Annotated in this window: 21 protein-coding genes; 8 read left to right on the plus strand and 13 right to left on the minus strand. The window is 68.9% G+C overall.

Annotated features, from left to right (window positions below; all coding sequences use genetic code 11):
- Window positions 1-104 precede the first annotated feature (104 nt).
- Together BLV57_RS40305 and BLV57_RS40310 are read right to left on the minus strand one after the other, a co-directional pair.
- Window positions 105-902, minus strand: coding sequence for a TIGR02569 family protein (locus tag BLV57_RS40305; protein ID WP_091299498.1), 798 nt, complete (start codon window positions 900-902; stop codon window positions 105-107).
- 11 nt (window positions 903-913) lie between these two features.
- Entirely contained in the window at window positions 914-1,828 is a 915-nt protein-coding gene (locus tag BLV57_RS40310) for a LysR family transcriptional regulator (protein WP_218134991.1), read from the minus strand.
- Window positions 1,829-1,880: 52 nt separating this feature from the next.
- On the opposite strand from BLV57_RS40310, the gene BLV57_RS40315 reads away from it, so the two are divergent.
- Entirely contained in the window at window positions 1,881-2,426 is a 546-nt protein-coding gene (locus tag BLV57_RS40315) for a hypothetical protein (RefSeq protein WP_091299381.1), read from the plus strand.
- Between the two features lie 420 nt (window positions 2,427-2,846).
- Here the strand turns inward: BLV57_RS40315 and moeZ are convergent, their stop codons facing one another.
- The 3 genes from moeZ to BLV57_RS40330 all read right to left on the minus strand — a co-directional run bounded on the left by moeZ (window position 2,847) and on the right by BLV57_RS40330 (window position 6,203).
- Window positions 2,847-4,025 (minus strand): adenylyltransferase/sulfurtransferase MoeZ, encoded by a 1,179-nt coding sequence (moeZ, locus tag BLV57_RS40320; RefSeq protein ID WP_091299383.1) that lies wholly within the window; start codon window positions 4,023-4,025, stop codon window positions 2,847-2,849.
- Between the two features lie 94 nt (window positions 4,026-4,119).
- Window positions 4,120-5,262: a DUF3152 domain-containing protein gene (locus BLV57_RS40325; RefSeq protein WP_091299385.1), complete on the minus strand. Its 1,143-nt coding sequence runs from the start codon at window positions 5,260-5,262 to the stop codon at window positions 4,120-4,122.
- 80 nt (window positions 5,263-5,342) lie between these two features.
- Window positions 5,343-6,203, minus strand: a complete 861-nt coding sequence (locus tag BLV57_RS40330; protein ID WP_091299503.1) for an alpha/beta fold hydrolase — start codon at window positions 6,201-6,203, stop codon at window positions 5,343-5,345.
- Between the two features lie 235 nt (window positions 6,204-6,438).
- On the opposite strand from BLV57_RS40330, the gene BLV57_RS40335 reads away from it, so the two are divergent.
- On the plus strand, window positions 6,439-7,068 hold the full coding sequence (locus BLV57_RS40335) for a TetR/AcrR family transcriptional regulator (protein ID WP_091299387.1): 630 nt from the start codon (window positions 6,439-6,441) through the stop codon (window positions 7,066-7,068).
- Between the two features lie 77 nt (window positions 7,069-7,145).
- Here BLV57_RS40335 and BLV57_RS40340 read toward each other — a convergent pair whose 3' ends face one another.
- Both BLV57_RS40340 and BLV57_RS40345 read right to left on the minus strand, forming a co-directional pair.
- On the minus strand, window positions 7,146-8,069 hold the full coding sequence (locus BLV57_RS40340) for an alpha/beta fold hydrolase (protein ID WP_091299389.1): 924 nt from the start codon (window positions 8,067-8,069) through the stop codon (window positions 7,146-7,148).
- The gene (locus tag BLV57_RS40345) at window positions 8,066-8,965 is read right to left on the minus strand and encodes an AurF N-oxygenase family protein (RefSeq protein WP_091299392.1); all 900 of its coding nucleotides are present in this window, start codon (window positions 8,963-8,965) and stop codon (window positions 8,066-8,068) included. Before BLV57_RS40345 ends, BLV57_RS40340 begins: the two co-directional genes overlap by 4 nt.
- A 53-nt stretch (window positions 8,966-9,018) precedes the next feature.
- On the opposite strand from BLV57_RS40345, the gene BLV57_RS40350 reads away from it, so the two are divergent.
- Together BLV57_RS40350 and BLV57_RS40355 are read left to right on the plus strand one after the other, a co-directional pair.
- Complete coding sequence (locus BLV57_RS40350) at window positions 9,019-9,792, plus strand: TetR/AcrR family transcriptional regulator (RefSeq protein ID WP_091299394.1); 774 nt, start codon at window positions 9,019-9,021, stop codon at window positions 9,790-9,792.
- A complete protein-coding gene (locus BLV57_RS40355; RefSeq protein ID WP_091299396.1) occupies window positions 9,789-10,109 on the plus strand; it encodes a DUF4873 domain-containing protein in 321 nt (106 codons plus the stop codon). Before BLV57_RS40350 ends, BLV57_RS40355 begins: the two co-directional genes overlap by 4 nt.
- Window positions 10,110-10,577: 468 nt before the next feature.
- On the opposite strand, the gene BLV57_RS40360 is transcribed toward BLV57_RS40355, so the two are convergent.
- A complete protein-coding gene (locus BLV57_RS40360) occupies window positions 10,578-11,279 on the minus strand; it encodes an SDR family oxidoreductase (RefSeq protein ID WP_091299398.1) in 702 nt (233 codons plus the stop codon).
- Window positions 11,280-11,368: 89 nt separating this feature from the next.
- Here BLV57_RS40360 and BLV57_RS40365 point away from each other — a divergent pair, with 89 nt between their 5' ends.
- Window positions 11,369-11,941, plus strand: a complete 573-nt coding sequence (locus BLV57_RS40365; protein ID WP_091299401.1) for a TetR/AcrR family transcriptional regulator — start codon at window positions 11,369-11,371, stop codon at window positions 11,939-11,941.
- Here the strand turns inward: BLV57_RS40365 and BLV57_RS40370 are convergent.
- From BLV57_RS40370 to BLV57_RS40380, 3 genes are all read right to left on the minus strand, one after another.
- The gene (locus tag BLV57_RS40370; protein WP_245757722.1) at window positions 11,906-13,180 is read right to left on the minus strand and encodes a heparan-alpha-glucosaminide N-acetyltransferase domain-containing protein; all 1,275 of its coding nucleotides are present in this window, start codon (window positions 13,178-13,180) and stop codon (window positions 11,906-11,908) included. The genes BLV57_RS40365 and BLV57_RS40370 overlap by 36 nt on opposite strands.
- Window positions 13,181-13,399: 219 nt before the next feature.
- On the minus strand, window positions 13,400-13,630 hold the full coding sequence (locus BLV57_RS40375) for a DUF3107 domain-containing protein (protein WP_091299404.1): 231 nt from the start codon (window positions 13,628-13,630) through the stop codon (window positions 13,400-13,402).
- Between the two features lie 40 nt (window positions 13,631-13,670).
- Complete coding sequence (locus BLV57_RS40380; RefSeq protein ID WP_091299406.1) at window positions 13,671-14,324, minus strand: ferritin-like fold-containing protein; 654 nt, start codon at window positions 14,322-14,324, stop codon at window positions 13,671-13,673.
- A gap of 359 nt (window positions 14,325-14,683) precedes the next feature.
- Between BLV57_RS40380 and BLV57_RS40385 the strand changes: the two genes are divergently transcribed.
- The 3 genes from BLV57_RS40385 to BLV57_RS40395 all read left to right on the plus strand — a co-directional run bounded on the left by BLV57_RS40385 (window position 14,684) and on the right by BLV57_RS40395 (window position 18,566).
- A complete protein-coding gene (locus BLV57_RS40385) occupies window positions 14,684-16,339 on the plus strand; it encodes a DEAD/DEAH box helicase (protein WP_091299507.1) in 1,656 nt (551 codons plus the stop codon).
- Between the two features lie 71 nt (window positions 16,340-16,410).
- Window positions 16,411-17,754 carry an Rv3212 family protein gene (locus BLV57_RS40390; RefSeq protein ID WP_218134992.1) on the plus strand — a complete coding sequence of 448 codons (1,344 nt, stop codon included), beginning with the start codon at window positions 16,411-16,413 and terminating at the stop codon, window positions 17,752-17,754.
- Window positions 17,754-18,566 carry an alpha/beta fold hydrolase gene (locus tag BLV57_RS40395; protein WP_091299409.1) on the plus strand — a complete coding sequence of 271 codons (813 nt, stop codon included), beginning with the start codon at window positions 17,754-17,756 and terminating at the stop codon, window positions 18,564-18,566. The genes BLV57_RS40390 and BLV57_RS40395 overlap by 1 nt, the downstream gene beginning before the upstream one ends.
- Before the next feature lie 362 nt (window positions 18,567-18,928).
- On the opposite strand, the gene BLV57_RS40400 is transcribed toward BLV57_RS40395, so the two are convergent.
- On the minus strand, window positions 18,929-19,267 hold the full coding sequence (locus tag BLV57_RS40400) for a hypothetical protein (protein ID WP_245757723.1): 339 nt from the start codon (window positions 19,265-19,267) through the stop codon (window positions 18,929-18,931).
- A 25-nt stretch (window positions 19,268-19,292) separates the two neighbouring features.
- A complete protein-coding gene (locus tag BLV57_RS40405; protein WP_091299411.1) occupies window positions 19,293-20,153 on the minus strand; it encodes a RecB family exonuclease in 861 nt (286 codons plus the stop codon).
- Window positions 20,154-20,188: the final 35 nt, after the last annotated feature.

A 20,188-nucleotide genomic window follows, 5' to 3' on the forward strand; every position in this document is an offset into this window, starting at 1 on the left:
GACGCTAAGCAGCGCGTGTTACCTGGAAATGCCCTTATGTTTCAGGGAGTTGACATTGCCTGCCGCCGGAGAGCCTCACATCGTGAGAAACAGCGTGCCGGATGTCACACGAGTTCGCTGACCTCACGCGCCGCCGCACGCAGTCCGTCCAGCGCCGCACGTGTCGACCTGGGGTTCAACGCGTGCGCGGCGAGCCGGAACAAGATCGCCCGCAACAGCAGCTGTGGCCATTCGGGCAGATGCGCCCAGCGATGCAACAACTGGATGTCGGCGCCGCCCCACGCGATCGCGTCGACGGCGACCACGGCCGCACCCCACTCGGCAGGCCGGTAATAAGGGACGAAATCCACGATTCCGGGCGCCGCCTTGCCCGAGTAGACGACGCTGGCGAGCAGATCCCCGTGGACCACTTGGTCCGGCAGCTTGACCGGACGGCGCGCGCCGGCGAGCACTTCGAACCAGCGGCCACCCCTGGTCTCTTCCAGCGGCACTTCCAGCTCGCCCCACGCGACCCGGTCGGCGATGCCCTCGGGGTCGTCACGCGTAGCCAGGAAGGACGGGCGCGAGAGCCGCGCCGTCGCCTGATGCAGTTTGACGGCCGCGAGCACGGTCTCGTCCGCGCGGTGCTCGGGCGTGCCGGGCACGTACTTGTTCGCGGCCCAGCCCGCGACGATCCAGCGTCCGTCCGACGCGCGCACCGGCCGCGCGATCCGCAGGCCCGGCGCGTCGATCTGCTCCAGCGCCCGCGCCGACCACACGGCACGGCTCTTGTCGGCCACGGGTTTCACCACGATGTCGCCACACCGCCAGACCGTCCCGCCCGGCAACGGCTCCAGCTCGGCCGGATGAGCGCCGAACGCCGAGCAGACATGCTCAGGGGGACTTTGATGCCTGACGACCACGGCCACACACGTTACCTCGCGGGCGGCTCCACGAAAGAGAACGAACCTGCGTCCTTTTCGACCTTTCTTGCCTGTTCACGGAGGATCCGCTCGAAGAATCCGGCCGCGGGCGCCACGAGATCGGGTGTAACGACGAAGACCTGGCGCGACGGCGCGGTCGCTCCGAGTGAGCGCAGCACGACCCCGGTAGGCACGGCCGCCGCCGCGAGCGCGGGCACCAGCGTCACGCCGAGCCCGGCCGCCACGAAGCCGAGCTTCGCCATCCACTCGTTCGCCCGGATCCCCGCCCTCGGCAGGAACCCGATCTCGACCGCGGCCGTGGCGAGCGCCGATCCCTCGCGCACGCCGCCGATCCAGTGCTCGTCGACGAGTTCCGCGAGACTCAGTTCCGCCCGATCGGCCATCGGATGCCCGGCGGGCAACGCGACCAGCAGCGGATCGTTCAACAATGGCCGCCAAGCCGGTCCCACCGGATGATCGCTGCTCACGATCGCGAGATCGATGTCCCCGGCCGCGAGCCCGTCGAGCAGGTCCTTGCTCCGGCCTTCGCTGAGCGAGATCTCGACCTCGGGCCGCGCCGCGCGAAAACGACCGAGTGCGGCGGGCACCAGCACGGCATTGGCCGTCGGGAACGATCCGACGCGCAACCCGCCCCCGTTGCCGGCGCGAATGGCCGCCATCTCGGCTTCCGCGGTGCCCAGCCGTTCCAGCACCTCTTCCGCACGGCGGCACAGCAGCTCGCCGGCGGCGGTCAGCCGCACGCCACGCGGCAACCGCTCGAACAACGGCAGCCCGGCCGACTGCTCCAGCGCGGCGAGCCTGCGCGAAACGGCCGACTGCGTGTAGTTCAGCTCGGCCGCCGCGGCCGTGAACGACCCCAGCCTGGCGACGGCACTGAGCAGGCGCAGCGAATCAATGTCGAACACTTGAGTAAACCTACTGATGTACGTGGCCCGCTGAGCCCGACAAGATGCCCGCATGAACATCACCAGGGCCGGCTGGATCCAGCTGGCCTCACTGTGGGGAGCGGCCATCCTCGTGCTCGTGACGGCGGGCTGGCTGCTGTTGCTCGCCGGATTCTTCGGCACACCGCTGCTGGCGGCGCCGGTGCCCTTCGTGCTGGTCGGCACGGCATACGGGCTCGGCTCGGCCACCCAGTCCGCGTCGCGCCTGACCGAAGACCACGGCACCCGTCTGCTGTGGGCCTGTGTGGTCGGCCTCGTCGGACTGGCGGGCACGTTCTTCGTGTTCGCCGCCTTCGACGCCGCCGGCATCGAACACCTGCCGTGGGTGGCGATCATCCTGTGCGGACTGCCTTATCCGCTGGTCGCGGGCATCCTCGCGACGCCATGGGCGTTCCGCGCGGGCGCCGCCGTGCTCACGGTCGCGCTGATCGTGCTCGGCGTATGGCTTCCGGCGAGCCGCGACAAGCCCGCGTCGACGGGCGAGCGGTTCGCCGAGATGGTCCACGACGTCTTCATCCCGCACAAGACCAAGCAGCTCAAGCTCGACTTCCGCGACTGATTCGACAAAGGCCTAATTCGACAAAGGGCTGATCCAACAAGGGACTGATTCAACAAGGGGCTCATACGACAAGGGCACGTTTGAAATGTTCAACAATTCAAACGTGCCCTTGTATTTTTTGGGCGGAAGCCAAACATGGCGGGTCTGGGCGGCTGGGTGAGGGGATCCCTCACGCCAGCCTGAAAAAGCGTGCGCGAGTGGTGCCTCTGCTCCGCTAGACGCAGCAGAGGTACCACTCGCGCAAACACAGTCCCCTGATCCGAGCCTCATCACGCAGCGAGGGGACCCCCGAGTGCTTACTACGCACTCGACGGCACCCTCACTTCACAGCGCACCCACATCGAACTCGGCCAAGGAAATCCACACCGGCCAGCCCCGGAACACGCCATGTTCGACCTTCCCCTGAACAGAACTAGAGGATCAGTACGTCGGCAGGCTCTGGTCGATCTGCCTGGCCCAGGCGAGCACACCACCACCGAGGTGGGTCGCGTCCTTGAACCCGGCCTTGTGCAGCGCGGCCAGCGCCTCCGCCGAGCGCGCGCCCGACTTGCAGTGCAGCACGATCGGCTTGTCCTGCGGCAGCTCCGCGAACGCCTCACCCGAGAGGATCCGGTCCTTCGGGATGAGCGTCGCGCCCTTGATGTTCACGATCTCGTACTCGTGCGGCTCACGGACGTCGATCAGCGCGAAGTTGTCGCCGTTGTCGAACTTGGCCTTGAGCTCGGCGGGCGTGATCGTGCTGCCCGCGGCGGCGTTGGCCGCCTCGTCGGACACCACACCGCAGAACGCGTCGTAGTCGATCAGCTCGGTGATCTTCGGGGTCTCCGGGTCCTTGCGGATCTTGACCTCGCGGTACTTCATCTCCAGCGCGTCGTAGCTGATCAGCCGCCCGAGCAGCGGCTCACCGATGCCGGTGATGAGCTTGATCGCCTCGTTCACCATGATCGAGCCGATCGACGCGCACAGCACGCCCAGCACGCCGCCCTCGGCGCACGACGGGACCATGCCGGGCGGCGGCGGCTCGGGGTAGAGGTCGCGGTAGTTGAGGCCCTTGCCGTTCGGCGCGTCTTCCCAGAACACGCTGACCTGGCCCTCGAACCGGAAGATCGAGCCCCACACGTACGGCTTGCCCAGCAGCACCGCGGCGTCGTTCACCAGGTACCGGGTGGCGAAGTTGTCGGTGCCGTCGACGATCAGGTCGTAGTCGCGGAAGATCTCCAGCGCGTTCGAGCTGTCGAGCCGGTCGGTGTGCAGGTACACCTTGACGAACGGGTTGACCTCGGCGATCGACTCCTGCGCCGAAGCGGCCTTGAGCTTGCCGATGTCGGACTGGCCGTGGATCACCTGGCGGTGCAGGTTCGATTCGTCGACCTCGTCGAAGTCGACGATGCCGAGCGTGCCGACACCGGCGGCGGCCAGGTACAGCAGCGCCGGGCTGCCCAGCCCGCCCGCGCCGATGACCAGGACCTTCGCGTTCTTCAGCCGTTTCTGCCCGGTCACCCCGACGTCGGGAATGATCAGGTGACGGCTGTAGCGAGCCACCTCTTCCTTGGTGAGCTCGGCGGCCGGCTCAACGAGCGGCGGCAGCTTGCCAGACATCCGGGTCCTCCATCTCGCGCGTTATCGCGTTCGCATCCCAGTATGTCTAACGCGCGCAGGCAACCACTACTTCCCGACGTCCACCCTGTGGGATCTAGCCGCCGGGTTTGCCGGACGGGTTGGGCCACGCGTTGGGCTTGCAGACCTTGCCGTCCGCGGGCACCTTGCCCTTGTCGCCACCGGGGATGTTGTTCAGCTTCTCGACGTAGTCGTTCGCGACGCCGAAGGACTGCTGCATCATCACCGGCGCGAGCCCGCCGTTTTCGTTGCAGCCGACGTGCTTGCCGCCGAGCGCGTGGCCGACCTCGTGGTTGATCGCGTACGCGCGATAGCCGCTCAGGTCGTTCTCCCACGCCTTCGCGCCGCGGATCCACCTGGCCACGTTGATGATCACCCGGCCGGCGCTGCTGCGGTAGCAGGAGGCCTCGAACTTGATCTGGTAACCGCACAGGTCGGCACGATGCGAGGTGTTCGGGCTGGTCAGGCTGACCTTGAAGCTGGGGTTCGGGAAGTTCGCGTCCACCCGCTGCAGGGTGTACTTGCCGGTGCCCACCCAGCTCTGCGAGCTGGACAGGGTGTTCTGCACCGACGAGGCGAAGCTGTCGTCACCCTGGTAGGTCGCCGGGTCCAGGCCGTCTTCCGCCTCGATCGTGTAGGTGAACAGCGCGCCGCCGGTCCCCTTTTTCTCCGGGGGCGGCCCCGTGAGCGGGATGGCGTGCCAGGTGCCCTTGCCGCTCTCGGTGATCGGGTTGCCGTCGGGCAGCTCGGCCGTGTCCACCTTGAGGTCGATCGGCGTAGGCGGGTTCTCGACCAGCACGTCGCCGCCATTGCCGTCCCCAGAGCCGTCGCCCGACCCGGTCGCGGCGCCCGAGGTCTGCCCGGCCGCCTCACTGACGGGCTCGGCCGGTCCGCTGGCGGTCCGGAACACCACGAGCACGGTCAGCACGACCAGGATCGGCACCGCGTACATGCGCCAGCCGTAGACCTTGCCGAGCTTGGAGAGCTTGCCCTTGTCAGCGGGCTTCTTCTTCGGCGGCGCCGACTTGGGCTCCCAGGCCGCGGCCAGCGGCTGCGCGGACGTGCGGCGGGAACCGGGTTGATAGCGCTCCTCGGTGACCCGCGACGTGCTCGCGCGCTGGCTCGGCCGGTACTGACCGGTGTGCGGTGCCCGGCGCTGAGCGGACGGATACTGAGCCCGCCGCTCGTCGCCTCGCGCATCCTGCGTCACCCGGTCCACGCACCAAGAGTGCCATAACCAAACCGTGATGCTTCGAGCGACTGGCGGAATACCGATGGAATGATATTCACTCGAATGGGCTACCAAGTCCCGTTTTCGACACTTTCCCACATCCCCAGGACGGCTCTCGCTACGGCAACCGGGCGTTCCATCTGCGCCACATGGCCGGTGCGGGGAAGAACGAGTAACCGGGCATGGGGCAGCGCCTCGGCCGTCCGTACCGCGCGTTTGGCGGAGATCACTCTGTCGTGGATCCCCCAGACGACGAGCGTGGGAGCGGTCACAGTGCGCGCGACCGACCACAGCGACGCCTCGCCGCGGGCGGTCCAGGTCCGGAAGATCCCGAACGTGCTGCGCGCGAGCGCGGGTGTCGCCCACTTGAACCCGGCGCGCTCGCTGTGTTCGGCCGCGAGTTCGTCAAGCCGGCTTTCGGCGAAGGCGTCCGGCTCGGCGTAGCAGAGCTTGATCACCTGCTTGGCCCGCTCGCGTGGCCCGAGCGCGGCGAGCTGCTTGCGAACCCGGCTGCCGACGAGCGGCAGATACGCGAGCGCCATCCGCGGGTCGGAAAGCCGACGCGGGTCCGGGCGGCGATCCGGCATCGCGGGCGAGATGAGGGTGAGCGTCCGCACCAGCTCCGGCCGCCGCGCGGCGAGCAGCAGCGCGACCGCGCCGCCCATCGAATTGCCGAGTAGGTGCACCGGCTTGCCGCCCTGCTCCTCCACGTACTTCCCGAGGATCTCCGCGTGCGCGTCGAGGCTGAAGTCGAACCCGGGCTCAGGCTCGGAGAACCCGAATCCCGGCAGGTCGACAGCGGTGCCGCCGGCGAACGGCGAGAGCTGCGCCGCGAGATCCGTCCAGTTGGTCGACGAGCCGCCGAGCCCGTGCACGTAGACGGCGGTCGTGTCCGCCGGGCCCTCCGTGCGCCGGACCGCGAGGCCCAGCTCGACCGTCCGCGGGTAGGGCGGGCGGGCCCCGTCGAGCGGCGGCAGCGGGGTGTTCGACAGCGGAACGTGGGTCAGCGGCGAACGGGTGACACGCGGGCTGGAAACTGTACGAGACACCAGACCAGGATGCCTCACCCTTGGCGGTGAAGGTGTACCGGCGAGTAATGTCGAGTGAGCTTCTGGTGGCGGTGACCCCGCCACCAGCGGAGGGGCCGCTCGACGTGGAGGAAGCATGACGGAGATGGCGCGTTTGCAGCAACGAGGGGTCCGCCTGCCCCGTACCGAACGCCGCGCTCAACTGCTGGCGGCAGCGCAACGCGTCTTCGCCGCCAACGGGTACCACGCGGCGGCGATGGACGAGATCGCCGAAGAGGCAGGCGTCAGCAAGCCGGTGCTCTACCAGCACTTCCCCGGCAAGCTCGACCTCTACATCGCGCTGCTCGAGAGCCACGTGGACGAGCTGGTCCGCCGGGTCAAGGAGGCGCTCGAGTCCACCACGGACAACAAGCAGCGCGTCCCGGCGACGGTCGGCGCGTTCTTCGACTTCGTCAACGGCGACGCCGGCGCGTTCCGTATGGTCTTCGAATCCGACCTGCGCGGCGAGCCCGCGGTCCAGGAGGCGGTCGACAGGGCCACCTCGGCCAGCGTCGACGCGATCACCGACACGATCACCGCCGACGCTGGCCTCGACGAGGACAAGGCCCGCCTGCTCGCGGTCGGCCTGGTCGGCCTGAGCCAGGTCAGCGCCCGCTTCTGGCTGGCGCACCACCAGTCGATGAGCCGCGAGGAAGCGGTCGCACTGACGGCCAACCTGGCCTGGCGCGGCATCGGCGGCGGGTTCCCCCTGCAGCACCAGGACTGAGCTCCCGGGAAAAGCCCGAAAGTGGCTTTCGTCAGGTCTTATCTGACGAAAGCCACTTTCGGGCTTTCACACGAGCGTCAGGCCGAGGCCCGGCGCGGCTCGGCACAGGCGCGGGTCAGGGCGCCGATGCGGGCGGCGACCTCGTCGGCGCGTTCTTGGGGGAGCATGTGGCCGGCGCCCGGGTACAGCGCGAAATCGGCCTGGGGCAGCTCGTCGGCGATGACCCTGGCGTGCGCGACCGGGCAGAGGCGATCCTTCTCCCCCGCCAGCACGACCGCCGGGACGTGCCTGAGCGCGGCGAGCGCAACGCGGCGGTCGTGCTGGGATATCGCGTCCTGAAAGCCCCCTACGCTCGCAGGATGCGCGCAGAGCAGCTGCTCCGCGACCGAGTGGACGTCCTCGCGGCGCGGATGGTCACCGAACACCAGCAGCCGCGCGCCCGGCCGGACCATCGACGGCGGCAAAGGCAACGCGTCGGCGCGCCGCCGCGACAGCATCTTCGCCAGCTTGCGCTCGAACCGCGCGGCGCCGCGACCGGCGACGCCAGGCAGGCCTAGCGTGATCCGGTCCATCTGCCCCGAGGACGTCGCCACGAATGCGACGCCCACGACGCGTTTGGTCACCAGGTCCGGGTGCCGCTCGGCCAGTTCCATGATCGTCATGCCACCCATGGAATGCCCGGCCAGCACGACCGGCCCCTCCGTGCGCGCGGCGATCAGCTCGGCGAGGTCGTCGGCTAGCTGCGGGATCGTCGCGGTGCCCGCCGTCGCCGGGGCCGAGCCGCCGTGCCCGCGCAGGTCGTAGCGCAGCACGCGCACCGACGGGTCCAGCCGCTCGACGACCGAATCCCAGGTCCGGTGATCCTGGGTCCAGCCGTGCACGAGCACCAGCGTCAGCGCGGAGTCCATCGGGCCTGACGTCCTGACGTGCAGCGCGGTGCCGTCGGCGGTGACGAAGCGGTGCGCGCGTGCCGGATCACGGCGCGTCTCGACCGTGGTCATCGGAGGAGGAAGGACTTGCGCCAGAAGTACATTCCCGGCTTGCCGACGAGACCGGACTCCTGCAGGAACGGCATGATCTTGCCGCCGGCCCAGTGGATGGTGTCCTGCCAGTGCTCGTTGTTCAGCGCGGCTTCGACACCATCACGCGGCCTGATGCCGACGGCCTTGTACACGCCGGGGTTGATGAACGCCCGCGTCACGAAGTACGAGATCAGCGCGATGATGAACTGCTGGTAGACGATCTCCTTCTTGGACAGCTTCGCCATCCCGCGGGTGACCTCTTCGCGGGCGAACGTGACGTGCCGCGCCTCTTCGAGCACGTGGATCCGGTTCACCATCCGCACCAGCGGCTGGATGTCCGGGTCGTTCATCTGCTCGCGCTGCAAACGGTCCAAGACCTCTTCGGCGACCAGGATCGCGCCGTAGCGTGCGGGTCCGTAGCTGATGGTCGGCATGAGCTTGGCGAGCCGGCGCAGCCACGGGACCGGGCCGTACGCGGGGCAGCCGATGCGCGCGGCCATCCGCGCGAACATGGTCGAGTGGCGGCACTCGTCCGCGACCTCGGTCAGCGCGTATTGCGCGTGCGCGCTCGTCGGGTCCTGCTCGTAGACCTCCTTGAGCAGCATCTGCATCAGCAGGATCTCGAACCAGAGCCCGGTCGTGGCCACGCTCGCGACCTCGTGCTTGCCGAGCTCGATGCGCTGCTCCGGCGTGAGCTTGTCCCACAGTTCGGTGCCGTAGAGCGAGGACCGGTGTTCCGGGATGAAGCGCTTGCCCTCGACGAGCGGCGCGGCCCAGTCGAGGTCGACATCGGGGTCGTAGAACTTGGTCGCCGAAGACTTGAGCAGCCGTTCGGCGGTCTTCTCCCGGTCGGGTTCCCTGAGCGTCCGCGTCATCGCGTCGTCCTCCCAAATGCGTGTAACTTGAGGTAACAGTTACCTCTGGTAGCATGACTCCCGTGATCGAACGTGTCAAGCGCAACAGCAAGCAGGCCAGCAAGCGCCCCGCGAGCGACGAGGAGACCGGCGACGCCCGCCGCGACCGCTGGCGCAAGCACCGCATCGCACGCCGTGCGGAGTTCGTGGAAGCTGCCCTGCGCGCGCTCGACAAGCACGGCCCCGAGCTGGGCATGGAGGACGTCGCGGCGGAAGCCGGCGTCACGAAACCGGTGCTGTACAGGCATTTCGACGACAAGGCCGACCTGTACGTGGCACTCGGCCAGCGCGGCACGGAGATCCTGTTCCAGCGCCTGATCCCGGCCATCAACGCCGAGCTCGCGCCGGTGCCCCGCATCCGGATGGCGCTCGACGCGTTCTTCACCGTGATCGAGGAGCACCCGAACCTGTACCGCTTGCTCGCGCGCGGCTCGTTCCTGGACAAGCCGGTCGACGCGGACATCGTCGCCGAGGACAAAGAGGTCATCGCGACCGCGCTCACCGCGCTGCTCGGCGACTACATGCGCATGTTCAACATGGACTCCGGCGCCGCGGAGCCGTGGGCGCACGGCATCGTCGGCATGGTCCAGAACACCGGGGAATGGTGGCTGGACCGGCGATCCATGGGCCGCGACAGCGTGGTCGAGTACCTCACCCAGATCATCTGGGCCGCCATCGACGGCCTCACCCGGCAGCAGGGCATCGTGATCGACCCGAACCTGCCGCTCGAAGAGAACAAGGTCATCCAGATGAGCAAGGCTCGTGACACCAACGCGGAGGCCCAATGAGCGAGCACGACGAAGACGGCTATTCCGGCGCGGCGGTGCTCGTGCTCGACGGCGCCGAATACGCGGTGGAAGTGGAGCTGCGCGGCCATTTCCAGCCGATCGACGGCTTCTACCGCTGGTACGGCCGCATCAAGGCCGACGACCGCATCGCCGAGATCGCGGGCGGCAAGAAGAAGCCAGCCGAGATCCGGATCCCGGAAGGCTCGGCGTTCGGCGAGATCTCGGACCCCGACCCGTGGGGCCGCTACCGGATCATGGGCACGAGCACCCCGCCGTTCCACGTCCCGACCTCACTCGCCGAACTCGAAGACGCCTAGGCGAACCCGCTGGGGTCGTGAGTGATCCGGCCGGTTCTAACCGGCATCGCCACTCACGACCACCCGCCCACGGCGATCACGAGCGAACGGGGAGCCGGGCAGTGGTCACAGCCTGAGCCGACCATGTGGCGTTTGGGCCGTCAGATGGCCCAGACGCCACATCGTCAGCCCGTGGCCGTTGGTCGACCGGGGTCGTGGATGGTCCTATTGACTGGAAAGTCAAACGTGGCGCGGCCTGGCGAGCGAGTTGATCTTCGCGAATGGACGAATCTGGACGTTGTGCGGCCAGATCCTTCCGTTCGCCGCGGCTAGCCATCTGCGGGCAAGGTCAGGCTGATTGACTGAGGAGGAAATAGGTCGTTCAACGCCTCAAATCCCCCTCAGTCAACTTGCTTGACTTGTGGGCCCGGGGGTCGTGAGTGTTCTGGCCGGTTCTAACCGGCATCGCCACTCACGACCTCGGGCGGTTCAGCTGGCGAGTTGCGGGTAAAGGACCGAGACGTCCTGGGACAGGCCCGCCTTGACCTGGCGCGTCAGGTCGTCCGCGAGCACTTCGTGCGCGCCGGACTCGACGCCGTCCAGCGCCTGCTTCGCGACCGACTCCGGCGAGGACTTCGGCGCGTCGATGTGCGCGGCCATGTCGGTGTCGATGTACCCGACGTGCAGGCCCGTCACCCCGATGCCCTTCGGCTTCAAGGCCAGGCGCAGCGAGTTCGACATCGACCACACCGCGGCCTTCGACGCGCTGTAGCCGTCGGTCAGCCCGACCCACGACAGCACCGAGTGCACGTTGAGCACGTGCCCGCCGCCGTTGCGCTCGATGATCGGCGCGAACGCGCGGACCAGGTGCAGCACGCCGTAGAAGTTGGTCTCGAACTCCGCGCGCACGTCGTCGACCGGGCCATCGAGGAACGACGCCGAGTTGGACACGCCCGCGTTGTTCACCAGCACGGTCACGTCCTGGGCCTGCTCGGCGACCGCCGCCACCGAGGCGGGATCCGTGACCTCCAGCGCGAGCGGCACCACGCGCGGGTCGTTGCTCGGCTTAGGCGAGCGCGCGGTGGCGTAGACCTTCTTCGCTCCCCTGGCCAGCAGGTCGTCGACCAGCGCTTTTCCCAGTCCTCGGCCGCCGCCGGTGACCAAAACGGTGGCGCCCTGGATCGCGGTCATGAGCTTCTCCTCAGCTAGGAAACAGATCGGTTTCCTCCAAGGTAAACCGATCTGTTTCCAAGCGCAAGGTTTCGCCGTATGCTCAGGTCATGACCAAGACACCGACCCGTGACCGGCTGCTCGACACCGCCGCGGAGTTCTTCTACCGGGATGGCGTGCACATCGGGATCGACGCGTTGTGCAAGGCGGCCGGCGTGTCGAAGCGGTCGATGTACCAGCTGTTCGACACCAAGGACGAGGTGATGGCGGCCAGCCTCGACCGCATCGCGGGCGACTACGAGGCCAAGCTGCTGCCGCCTGCCGACGACGGCCGTTCGCACTACGACCGCGTCCTTTACGTGTTCGAGCAGCTCGACGAAGCGTCGGCGACGGACACCTACCGAGGCTGCCCGTTCGTGAGCACGGCCTTCGAGCTCAAAGACCCCGAGCACCCGGCGAGCGTCGTCGCGCGACGCCACAAGCAGAGCCTCACCGACTTCTTCCGCGCCGAGGCCGAGCTGGCGGGCATCACCGATCCCGACCTGCTCGCGATCCAGCTGACCATGGTGTTCGACGGCGCGGGCGCGCGCGTGGTCGTCCGCGCGGAACCGTTGCGCGGACTGGCGAAGGCGACGGCGACGGCGGTGTTAGCCGCGTCGGGCTGGCACGGGAGCGGGCAGTAGGAACTTCGGCCAGTTCGACAGGTGGTGCAGCGCCCATTCGAGCGGGCCGCGGCCGATCCACTTGCGCCAGGCCATCGCGGCGAGGATCGCCACCGCCGAGAACTCGAGGAAGTGCGCCATGCTGTACACGCCCTCCTCGCCTTCGTGCCACAACAGCGAAATCGCGACGAAGTGCAGGACGTACGCGCTCAGCACGCGCCCGCCGAGATCGGCCAGCGGCCGCACCGCGCGGGTGAACCTGGCGGCGACCAGCTGGCAGCCGCCGATCACCGCGGCCGCGATCCCGATCGAGATGACGAAGTCGAACGGCGTGTAGGAGGCGCCGGTCGGCAGCAGCTCCCACGCGAGCGTGGTGGTCGGCGGGGTGCCGTGGATCCAGGTCTGGTTGAGCGAGAACAGCTGCTCGGGGGTCATGCCGTAGTGCGCGGCCTCGTCGCCGAGCGAGCGGTAGATCGCGTTCATCCCGCCCAGCAGGTCGGTCGCGATCCACGAGACGAGGTACCCGAGCGCGGCCACCGCGACCCCGCCGAAGAAGAGACGGCGGCACACTCGCGCCGACCCGAGGTCCAAGCGGCCCAGCGCCATCCCGGCGAAGATGTAGGTCATCAGGTTCAGCGCGGGAAAGGTCCCGGTGATCAGCAGGATGACCGAGCCGCGCAGGAAGGCGGCCGACGAGCCGAAGTCTTCGAGCGAGAGATCCGGCGGCAGGAAGGTCAGGCCGCGCGGCTCGATCTGCGCCCGGATCAGGAACGAGATGAACGGGAAGAGCGCCGCGGCCACCACGGCCGCGCTGGCCAGCACTTTCGCGCCGAAACGCAGCCAGGGAATCGCGAAAAGGAAGCAGACGCCGTAATAGGCGAGGATGACCAGATAACCGGTGTCGAGGTTCGTGAGCCAAAGCCCCAGTGCGACCAGCAGCGGGGCGCGCGTGCCGAGCCGCAGCATGACGCTGGTTCTCGCCCGGCCGGTCTTCGGGTTCCGTCCGCCCGACATCAGCGAGATCGAAACACCGGCCAGCACGGCGAACAACGCGGCCGAATGGCCTTCGAAGACCCGGAAGAAACTCGCGTAGCCACCCGCGGCCGGATCAGGCCCGACGTGCACGGCGTACATGCCGAGCACGGCCAAGCCGCGCGCGACATCGATTCCGGTCAGCCGGACTGTCTTCTGGGGAACCGGGGCGAGTGGCGTGTCGTGCACGCCCGTCGCGCGATCGGCCAAGACGGTTACGTCGTCCACCTCGTCTCTCGGTCAGCTCCACTGAAAACCATTCCCCGGAAGGGTGGTGCGTGAAACTGAGAGAGACCTGAATCCCAGCAGGGCACGACCTGTGATTTACGTCAGCGCCCCGAAAACCGCTGGTACACGGGATAGAAATGACCAAGAGAACCCGGACGGCCGCCCGGATTCGCGATGTCGGAGCGCGGCCCCGTCAGCGCGAATCCGGCGAGCGCGCGCTTAAGAACCGACGGCGAAGCCGACCTTGCGGACGTCGACGGGGGCGATCTCGATGTAGGCGATGCGCTCGGCGGGCACGATGTACTTGCGGCCCTTCTCGTCATCGATACGGAAGATCCCGTCGCTGGACTTCAGCGCGTCGGCGACCAGCTTCTCGACCTCGTCGGGAGACTGGCTGCTGGAGACCACGAGCTCCCGCGGAGTCTCCTTGATGCCGATCTTGACCTCCACGTGTGACCTCCGCTTATTCGAGTGGCGTACCAGGACCAGGCTAGCCGAGTCCGAGCACCTGCATCCGCTTGGTGTGTCCCTGCTGCAACCGCCGGAACAGCCCCGCGATTCCCGCCAGATCACCGGATCCGGAGATGATCAGCTCGGCGAGCCCGTCGCGCTCGGCCACCACGTACTGGGCCTGGGTCAGCGCCTCGCCCAGCAGCCGCCTGCCCCACAGCGCGAGCTTGTCGCGCTCGCGCCTGTCCGCCTCGATGCCCGCGGCGACCTCGCGCTCGGCGAACGCGGAGTGCCCGGTGTCGGCGAGCACGCTGAGCACCAGGTCCTTGGTGTCCGGGTCGAGCCAGTGCGCGATCTCGCGGTAGAGGTCGGCGGCGAGCCCGTCGCCGACGTAGGCCTTCACCAGTGACTCGAGCCACGAGTTCGGCGCGGTCGACCGGTGGAAGTTGTCGATGTGGCCGATGAACGGCTGCATCGCGCTCTCGATGGCGACGCCGTACCCGGCCAGATGCTTCTTCAGCAGGTCGTAGTGCCCGATTTCGGCGGCGGCCATCGACGCCAGCGCGGCTCGTCCGGACAAATCGGGCGCGGTGCGCGCGTCCTCGGCCATCCTGTCGAACGCGGAGAGCTCGCCATAAGCCAGCACGCCGAGCAGGTCGACGACGCCTTCGTTGATTTCTCGTGCCTCGGTCACGTCCGAGAGGGTATCGGGCGTGGCCAGAGATGGATCCCACTCGAGGTTCGGCGCGCCTACGACTGTCGCAAAAGGCCTGACCAGGTACACTGCGTGGGTATTTGACTAAAGTACCCGCTCCTCGACGGCCAGGCTCCTACGCACCTCGTAGCCGGGCCGCGACCTTCGAAAAGCCGTCGTGAGCTGCGGAGACAATGTGCGTGCACGCCTCGATAAGGCATTCCCGCGAACCAAGAACCGGTGCGGTCGAGTGTCGAGTAGTGACCAGGCAGTGCGCGCTGGCATGAGAGAGGCTGATCACCCTGACCGCACAATCAACCGACCCGGTGGCGCTCGAGCACAGTGAGAGCGGACCGGCCATGCTCGACACCTCGCACCCGCTGCAGGCCGGTGCCCCCGTCGAGCCCGAAGCCCCGACCTTCGAGTCCTTCGGCGTCAAGCCGGAGATCGTCAAGGCGCTCGCCGAGGCGGGCATCGAGCGCACCTTCGCCATCCAGGCGCTGACGCTGCCGCTGGCCATGGCGGGCGACGACCTCATCGGCCAGGCACGCACCGGCATGGGCAAGACGCTCGGCTTCGGCGTCCCGCTGCTGCACCGCGTCGAGACCCCCGGCGACGGCACCCCGCAGGTGCTGGTCGTCGTGCCGACCCGTGAGCTCTGCGTCCAGGTCACCAACGACCTCAAGGGCGCCAGCAAGCACCTCGGCATCCGCACGCTCGCCATCTACGGCGGCCGCCCGTACGAGTCGCAGATCGAGGCGCTGCGCAAGGGCGTCGACGTCGTGATCGGCACCCCCGGCCGCCTGCTCGACCTGGCCGAGCAGCAGCACCTGGTGCTCGGCAAGATCCGCGGCCTGGTCCTCGACGAGGCCGACGAGATGCTCGACCTGGGCTTCCTGCCCGACATCGAGCGCATCCTGCGGATGGTGCCGGAGAAGCGCCAGACCATGCTCTTCTCGGCGACCATGCCGGGCCCGATCATCACGCTGGCCCGCACCTTCCTCACGCAGCCGACGCACATCCGCGCGGAGGAGAACGACGCGGGCGCGGTCCACGAGCGCACCACCCAGTTCGTCTACCGGGCGCACTCGATGGACAAGCCCGAGCTGATCGCCCGCGCGCTGCAGGCCGAGGGCCGTGGCCTGTCGATGATCTTCACCCGCACCAAGCGCACCGCGCAGAAGGTGGCCGACGAGCTGGTCGAGCGCGGGTTCGCCGCGGCGGCCGTGCACGGCGACCTCGGCCAGGGCGCCCGTGAGCAGGCGCTGCGCGCGTTCCGCTCCGGCAAGGTGGACGTGCTGGTCGCCACCGACGTCGCCGCCCGCGGCATCGACGTCGACGACGTGACCCACGTGATCAACTACCAGACGCCGGAGGACGAGAAGACCTACGTCCACCGCATCGGCCGCACCGGCCGCGCGGGCAAGACCGGTGTCGCGATCACCCTTGTCGACTGGGACGAGGAGCCGCGCTGGAAGATGATCTCGGACACGCTCGGCCTCGACAAGCCGGAGCCGGTCGAGACGTACTCGTCGTCGAAGCACCTGTTCGAGGACCTGGGCATCCCCGAGGGCACCACCGGCCGCCTGCCGCTGGGCCAGCGCACCCGCGCGGGCCTCGGCGCCGAGGCCGAAGAGGACTTCGGCGGCAAGAAGCGTGGCCGCGGCCGCCGCTCCGGCCCGGCCTCGGCCTCAGCCGACGAGGACGCGCCTCGCAAGCGCACGCGGGCCCCGCGCAAGCGCACCCGTGGTGGCGCGGACGCTGCTGCCGCGATCGAGGCGGCCGACGCCGCCGCGAAGACCAGCGAAGGCGAGACCGAGTCCGGCGAGGCGAAGACGCGCACGCGTCGCCGCACGCGCAGCGCCGCTGCCAAGCCCGCCGCCGAGGCATCCGGCCCGGCCGCCGCCGAAAAGGAGACCGGCGAGACCGGTGAGCGTCCCGCTCGCCGGCGCCGTCGCCGCCGTCCCGCGGGCGCCGGATCAAACAGCACCGAAACACCCGCTTCGGCAGAGTAGTTTTATGCGCACTTCCGGCTGAGACCCTCAGCCGGAAGTGCGGCGAAACAGCTGGTGCGCGGGGAGACGGCGTGAGCGAGCCCTTTGCGGGTGGCAACGAAGGCGGGAAGCATCGGCACGACCTGCCGGTGCTGGACTACGGCATCGAAGACGTGCTCGCCAACCAAGGCGCGCTGCGCGCGGCGCCCAAACACGCGGTCAAGGCGCGCAAGTCGCCGTGGAACCGCAAGCGGGACCGGCTGATCGCGCTGGGCATCGCCGTGGCCGTGCTGGTCGCGGCGCTGCTCAATTGGCTCACCAGCGACAACCGGGCGACGAGCTCGACAACGGCCCCGCCGCCCGCCGGGCTGTCCGAGGCGCCGCAGGCGGTGCCCGGCTCGCTGACCGAGATCTGGAGCGCGCCCAGTTCCGCCACGCCCGTGCCGATCGGCGAGGGCAACTCGGTGGTCACCGCGGACGGCGGCGAGGTCGACGGGCGTGACCCGCAGACCGGTGAGATCCGCTGGCACTACGCGCGTGACCTGCCGTTGTGCACGGCCGCGCTGGCCGGCGCGCGGGTGAACGCCGTGTACCGCAAGGACACCGGCTGCAGCGAGGTCACCCAGCTCGACCCCGGCACCGGGCGCCGCACCGCGCAGCGCAACGGCGACGCCGAGCTCGGCACCCAGCTGCTGGTCGACGGCAACCACACCACCACGACCGGCAAGAAGCTGCTCAACGTCTGGCGCGAAGACCTCGTCAAGAGCATGGAGTACGGCGAGGTCCCGGCCATCGTGAACCCGCAGCGGCAGCCGCGCACCGGGTGCACCTACGGCTCGACGGCGGTGGGCAGCGGCAAGGTCGGCGTGATCGAGCGCTGCGCCGGCGACCCGGCCGACCGGTTCACCGTCTTCAAGGACACCGGCGACGACGCGGACGCGCCCAAGGTCGTGTTCAGCTCGGTGCTGGCTGGCCGGTCGGCGAAGGTGGTCGCGATGACCGGCGACTTCGCGGCGATCGCGTTGCCTGAGCAGAAACTGCTGGTCATCTATGGCGCGGACGGCAACCAGCGCTCCGCGTACCCGTTGCAGCTCCCCGATGCCGACCTGGCGCAGGACCCGCCGGGTGGCGCGATGATCACCTCGCGCACCCAGGACGGGATCTATTGGTTCACCGGTTCCAAGACCATGGCGCTGTCCGCCGAGGACCTCACCCCGCGCTGGACACTGGACAACGCGACAGGCCCCGGCGTCCTCTTCGCCGGTCAGCTGGTGGTGCCGATCAAGGGCGGGCTCGCCGTGCTCAATGAGACCGACGGGTCCACCATCCGGACCGTCGGCGTCGACCGCCGCGGCTACCCCGGCCCGGTGCGGCTGTCGTCCGCCGGTCCCGTGCTGCTGGAGCAGCGTGGCAACACCCTGGCGGCGCTGCGCTGATGTTCACCAGTCCCTACGGGCCGATCGCCCACCTCAGCACGCCGCCCGGTGACGCCATCGCGTTGCTCGTGCCCGGTTACACGGGCTCGAAAGAAGACTTCACGCCACTGCTGGACGGCTTCGCGGCCGCCGGCTTCCAGGCCATCGCGATCGACCTGCCCGGCCAGTACGAGTCGCCGGGCCCCGACGACGAGGCCGCGTACTCCCCGCGAGCGCTCGGCACGATCGTCGCGTCGATGATCGCGGGCTTCGACCAGCCGGTGTTCCTGCTCGGCCATTCCTACGGCGGCTTGGTCGCGCGCGGCGCCGTTCTCGCGGGCGCCAAGGTGGCCGGGCTGACGCTGATGGACACCGGCCCCGGCCCGCTCACCAGCATCGCGCGCCTGGAAGCGTTGGCACTGGGCGAAACCCAGCTCCGCGCGAACGACGTCGAAGGCGCGTACGCCATCCGCGACCGCGTGCAGTCCCGGTTCCCCGGCTGGGTCGCGCTCGACGAGGAGCTGAAAGCCTTCTACCGCAAGCGTTTCCTCGCGACGAACCCCGCTTGCCTGCTCGGCATGGGCCACTGGTTGCGCACCGAGCCCGACCTCGTCGACGAGCTGACGCTCGCGCTCGGGAAGACGCCGAGCGTGGTCATCACCGGCGAGCACGACGACGCCTGGTCCGTCGTGGAGCAGCAGGAAATGGCGCGGCGCTTGAATGTCCCGTTCCTGAAGGTCGCCGGCGCGGCGCACTCCCCCAACACCGAGAACCCGGCCGAGCTGCTCGCTCAGCTCATCCCGCTCTGGCGCACCTGGCTCAAGCTCACGTGACAAGGGTCGCCCTTGCAACGCTCTGGGTAACAAGGGCCGCCCTTGTCACTCAAACCGCCGCCTGAGCCGCCCTTGTCACCCACACCGCCGCCCGATGAGTGCGGAACAGGGCGGTCAAGCCCTCGGCGACGCGCTGCCCTTTCGCGAAAGGAGGAATCTGGACGTCCAGCGGCCAGATTCCTCCTTTCGCAACCGACTCCCTCTGGGAAGCGGAACGAACGGGACTTTTGTGTCGCTCAGCGTTCCGAACGTGGCGCTTGTGCGTTCAGCCGACCCAAAAGCGCCGGCGGGCCGCCGACCGAGCGCGGCCGAGGCCGAACGGGGTCGTGAGTGATGCGGCCGGTTCTAACCGGTCAGAACACTCACGACCACCAGAAGAGCCAGACCGCGGCCACGGTGATCACGAGCACCGACAACGCGGCCGCCGCCGCGGGCGCGCCGCGGTGGCGGTCGGCGTAGCGCTGGGCCAGTAAGGCGAGCCCGGCCGCGATCAGGTGGCCGAACAGCGAAAACGCGCCGGGGCCGTTGATCTCGGTGAACAGGCTGAGCGCGCCCGTGCAGGCGACGCCGAGCGCGAGCACGACGAGGCCCGCCGCGACCGAGCCGCTCAGTCCGCGCCACCAGCGGCCGGTGGGGCGCGAGGGCTTGTCGCCGGGTTCGGGTGCGGACAGCGGCGTCGTGGCCGTTTCGGATTCCGTCACCAGCGCGTCCTCTCCTTGTGCCCGGTCATGGCGCGAGCAGGTCCCATGGCTGCGAAGCGGGGGCGGCCTGCTGGCCCGCGGCGCAGCTGGGCCGGAAATCGCACCATGAGCAGTGCTTTCCGGTTCGGGCGGGGAACAGCTCTTCCGCGTCGCCACCGGCTGCCAGGGTATCCGTCGCGGCACGCAGGTCCTCGGCGGACTCCTCGGCGCGCTTGAGCTGGCGCTGCAGGCTCTCCGTGCTGTGCTCGGCCGTGGCGACCGTGCCGGACGGCAGATGGTGCAGCTCGACCTGATGGCACGGTTTGCGCAGGGTGCGCGAAGCGGCGACCGCGTACAGCGCCAGCGCCTGCGAATAGCGGGCGTCGTCGTCATCCGGCGGGCGGCGGCCGGTCTTGTAGTCGACGATCACGAGCTCGCCGTCGCGCAGGTCGATGCGGTCGGCGCGACCTTCGATGATCATCGTCGGCTGGGCGCCCGGCTTGCCGCTGACCGGCGCGGACACCCAGCGCTCGACGCCGATCGGGTCCTCGCTGAGATCGTGGCGCTCGACGTACTCGGTGACCCAGCCCTTGGCGCGGGCACGGTACCGGGCGGCCTGCTCGGGGTCGGCGAAGCCGTTGTCCTTCCACTGCTCGGTGACCAGCACGGCGGCCCGCTGCGGCGAACGCTTGGCGGCGGGCAGGTCGAACAGCGCGCGCAACGCGTTGTGCACCACGGCGCCCAGCGTGCTGTGCGCCCACGCGCCGGTGCGCTGCGGCTGCGGGCGGTCCAGATACGTCATCCGGTACCGGCGGCGGCAGTCCTCGAAGGTGCCGAGCTTGGCGGGTGTCACCTTCACGAGTTTGCGGGGCTGTTCGACTCCGAAATCGAACCCGAGTTGGTCCATGCCGCCAACGCTACGCACACCCACCGACACTTTCG

The organism is Amycolatopsis xylanica, assembly GCF_900107045.1.
Classification (GTDB): domain Bacteria; phylum Actinomycetota; class Actinomycetes; order Mycobacteriales; family Pseudonocardiaceae; genus Amycolatopsis; species Amycolatopsis xylanica.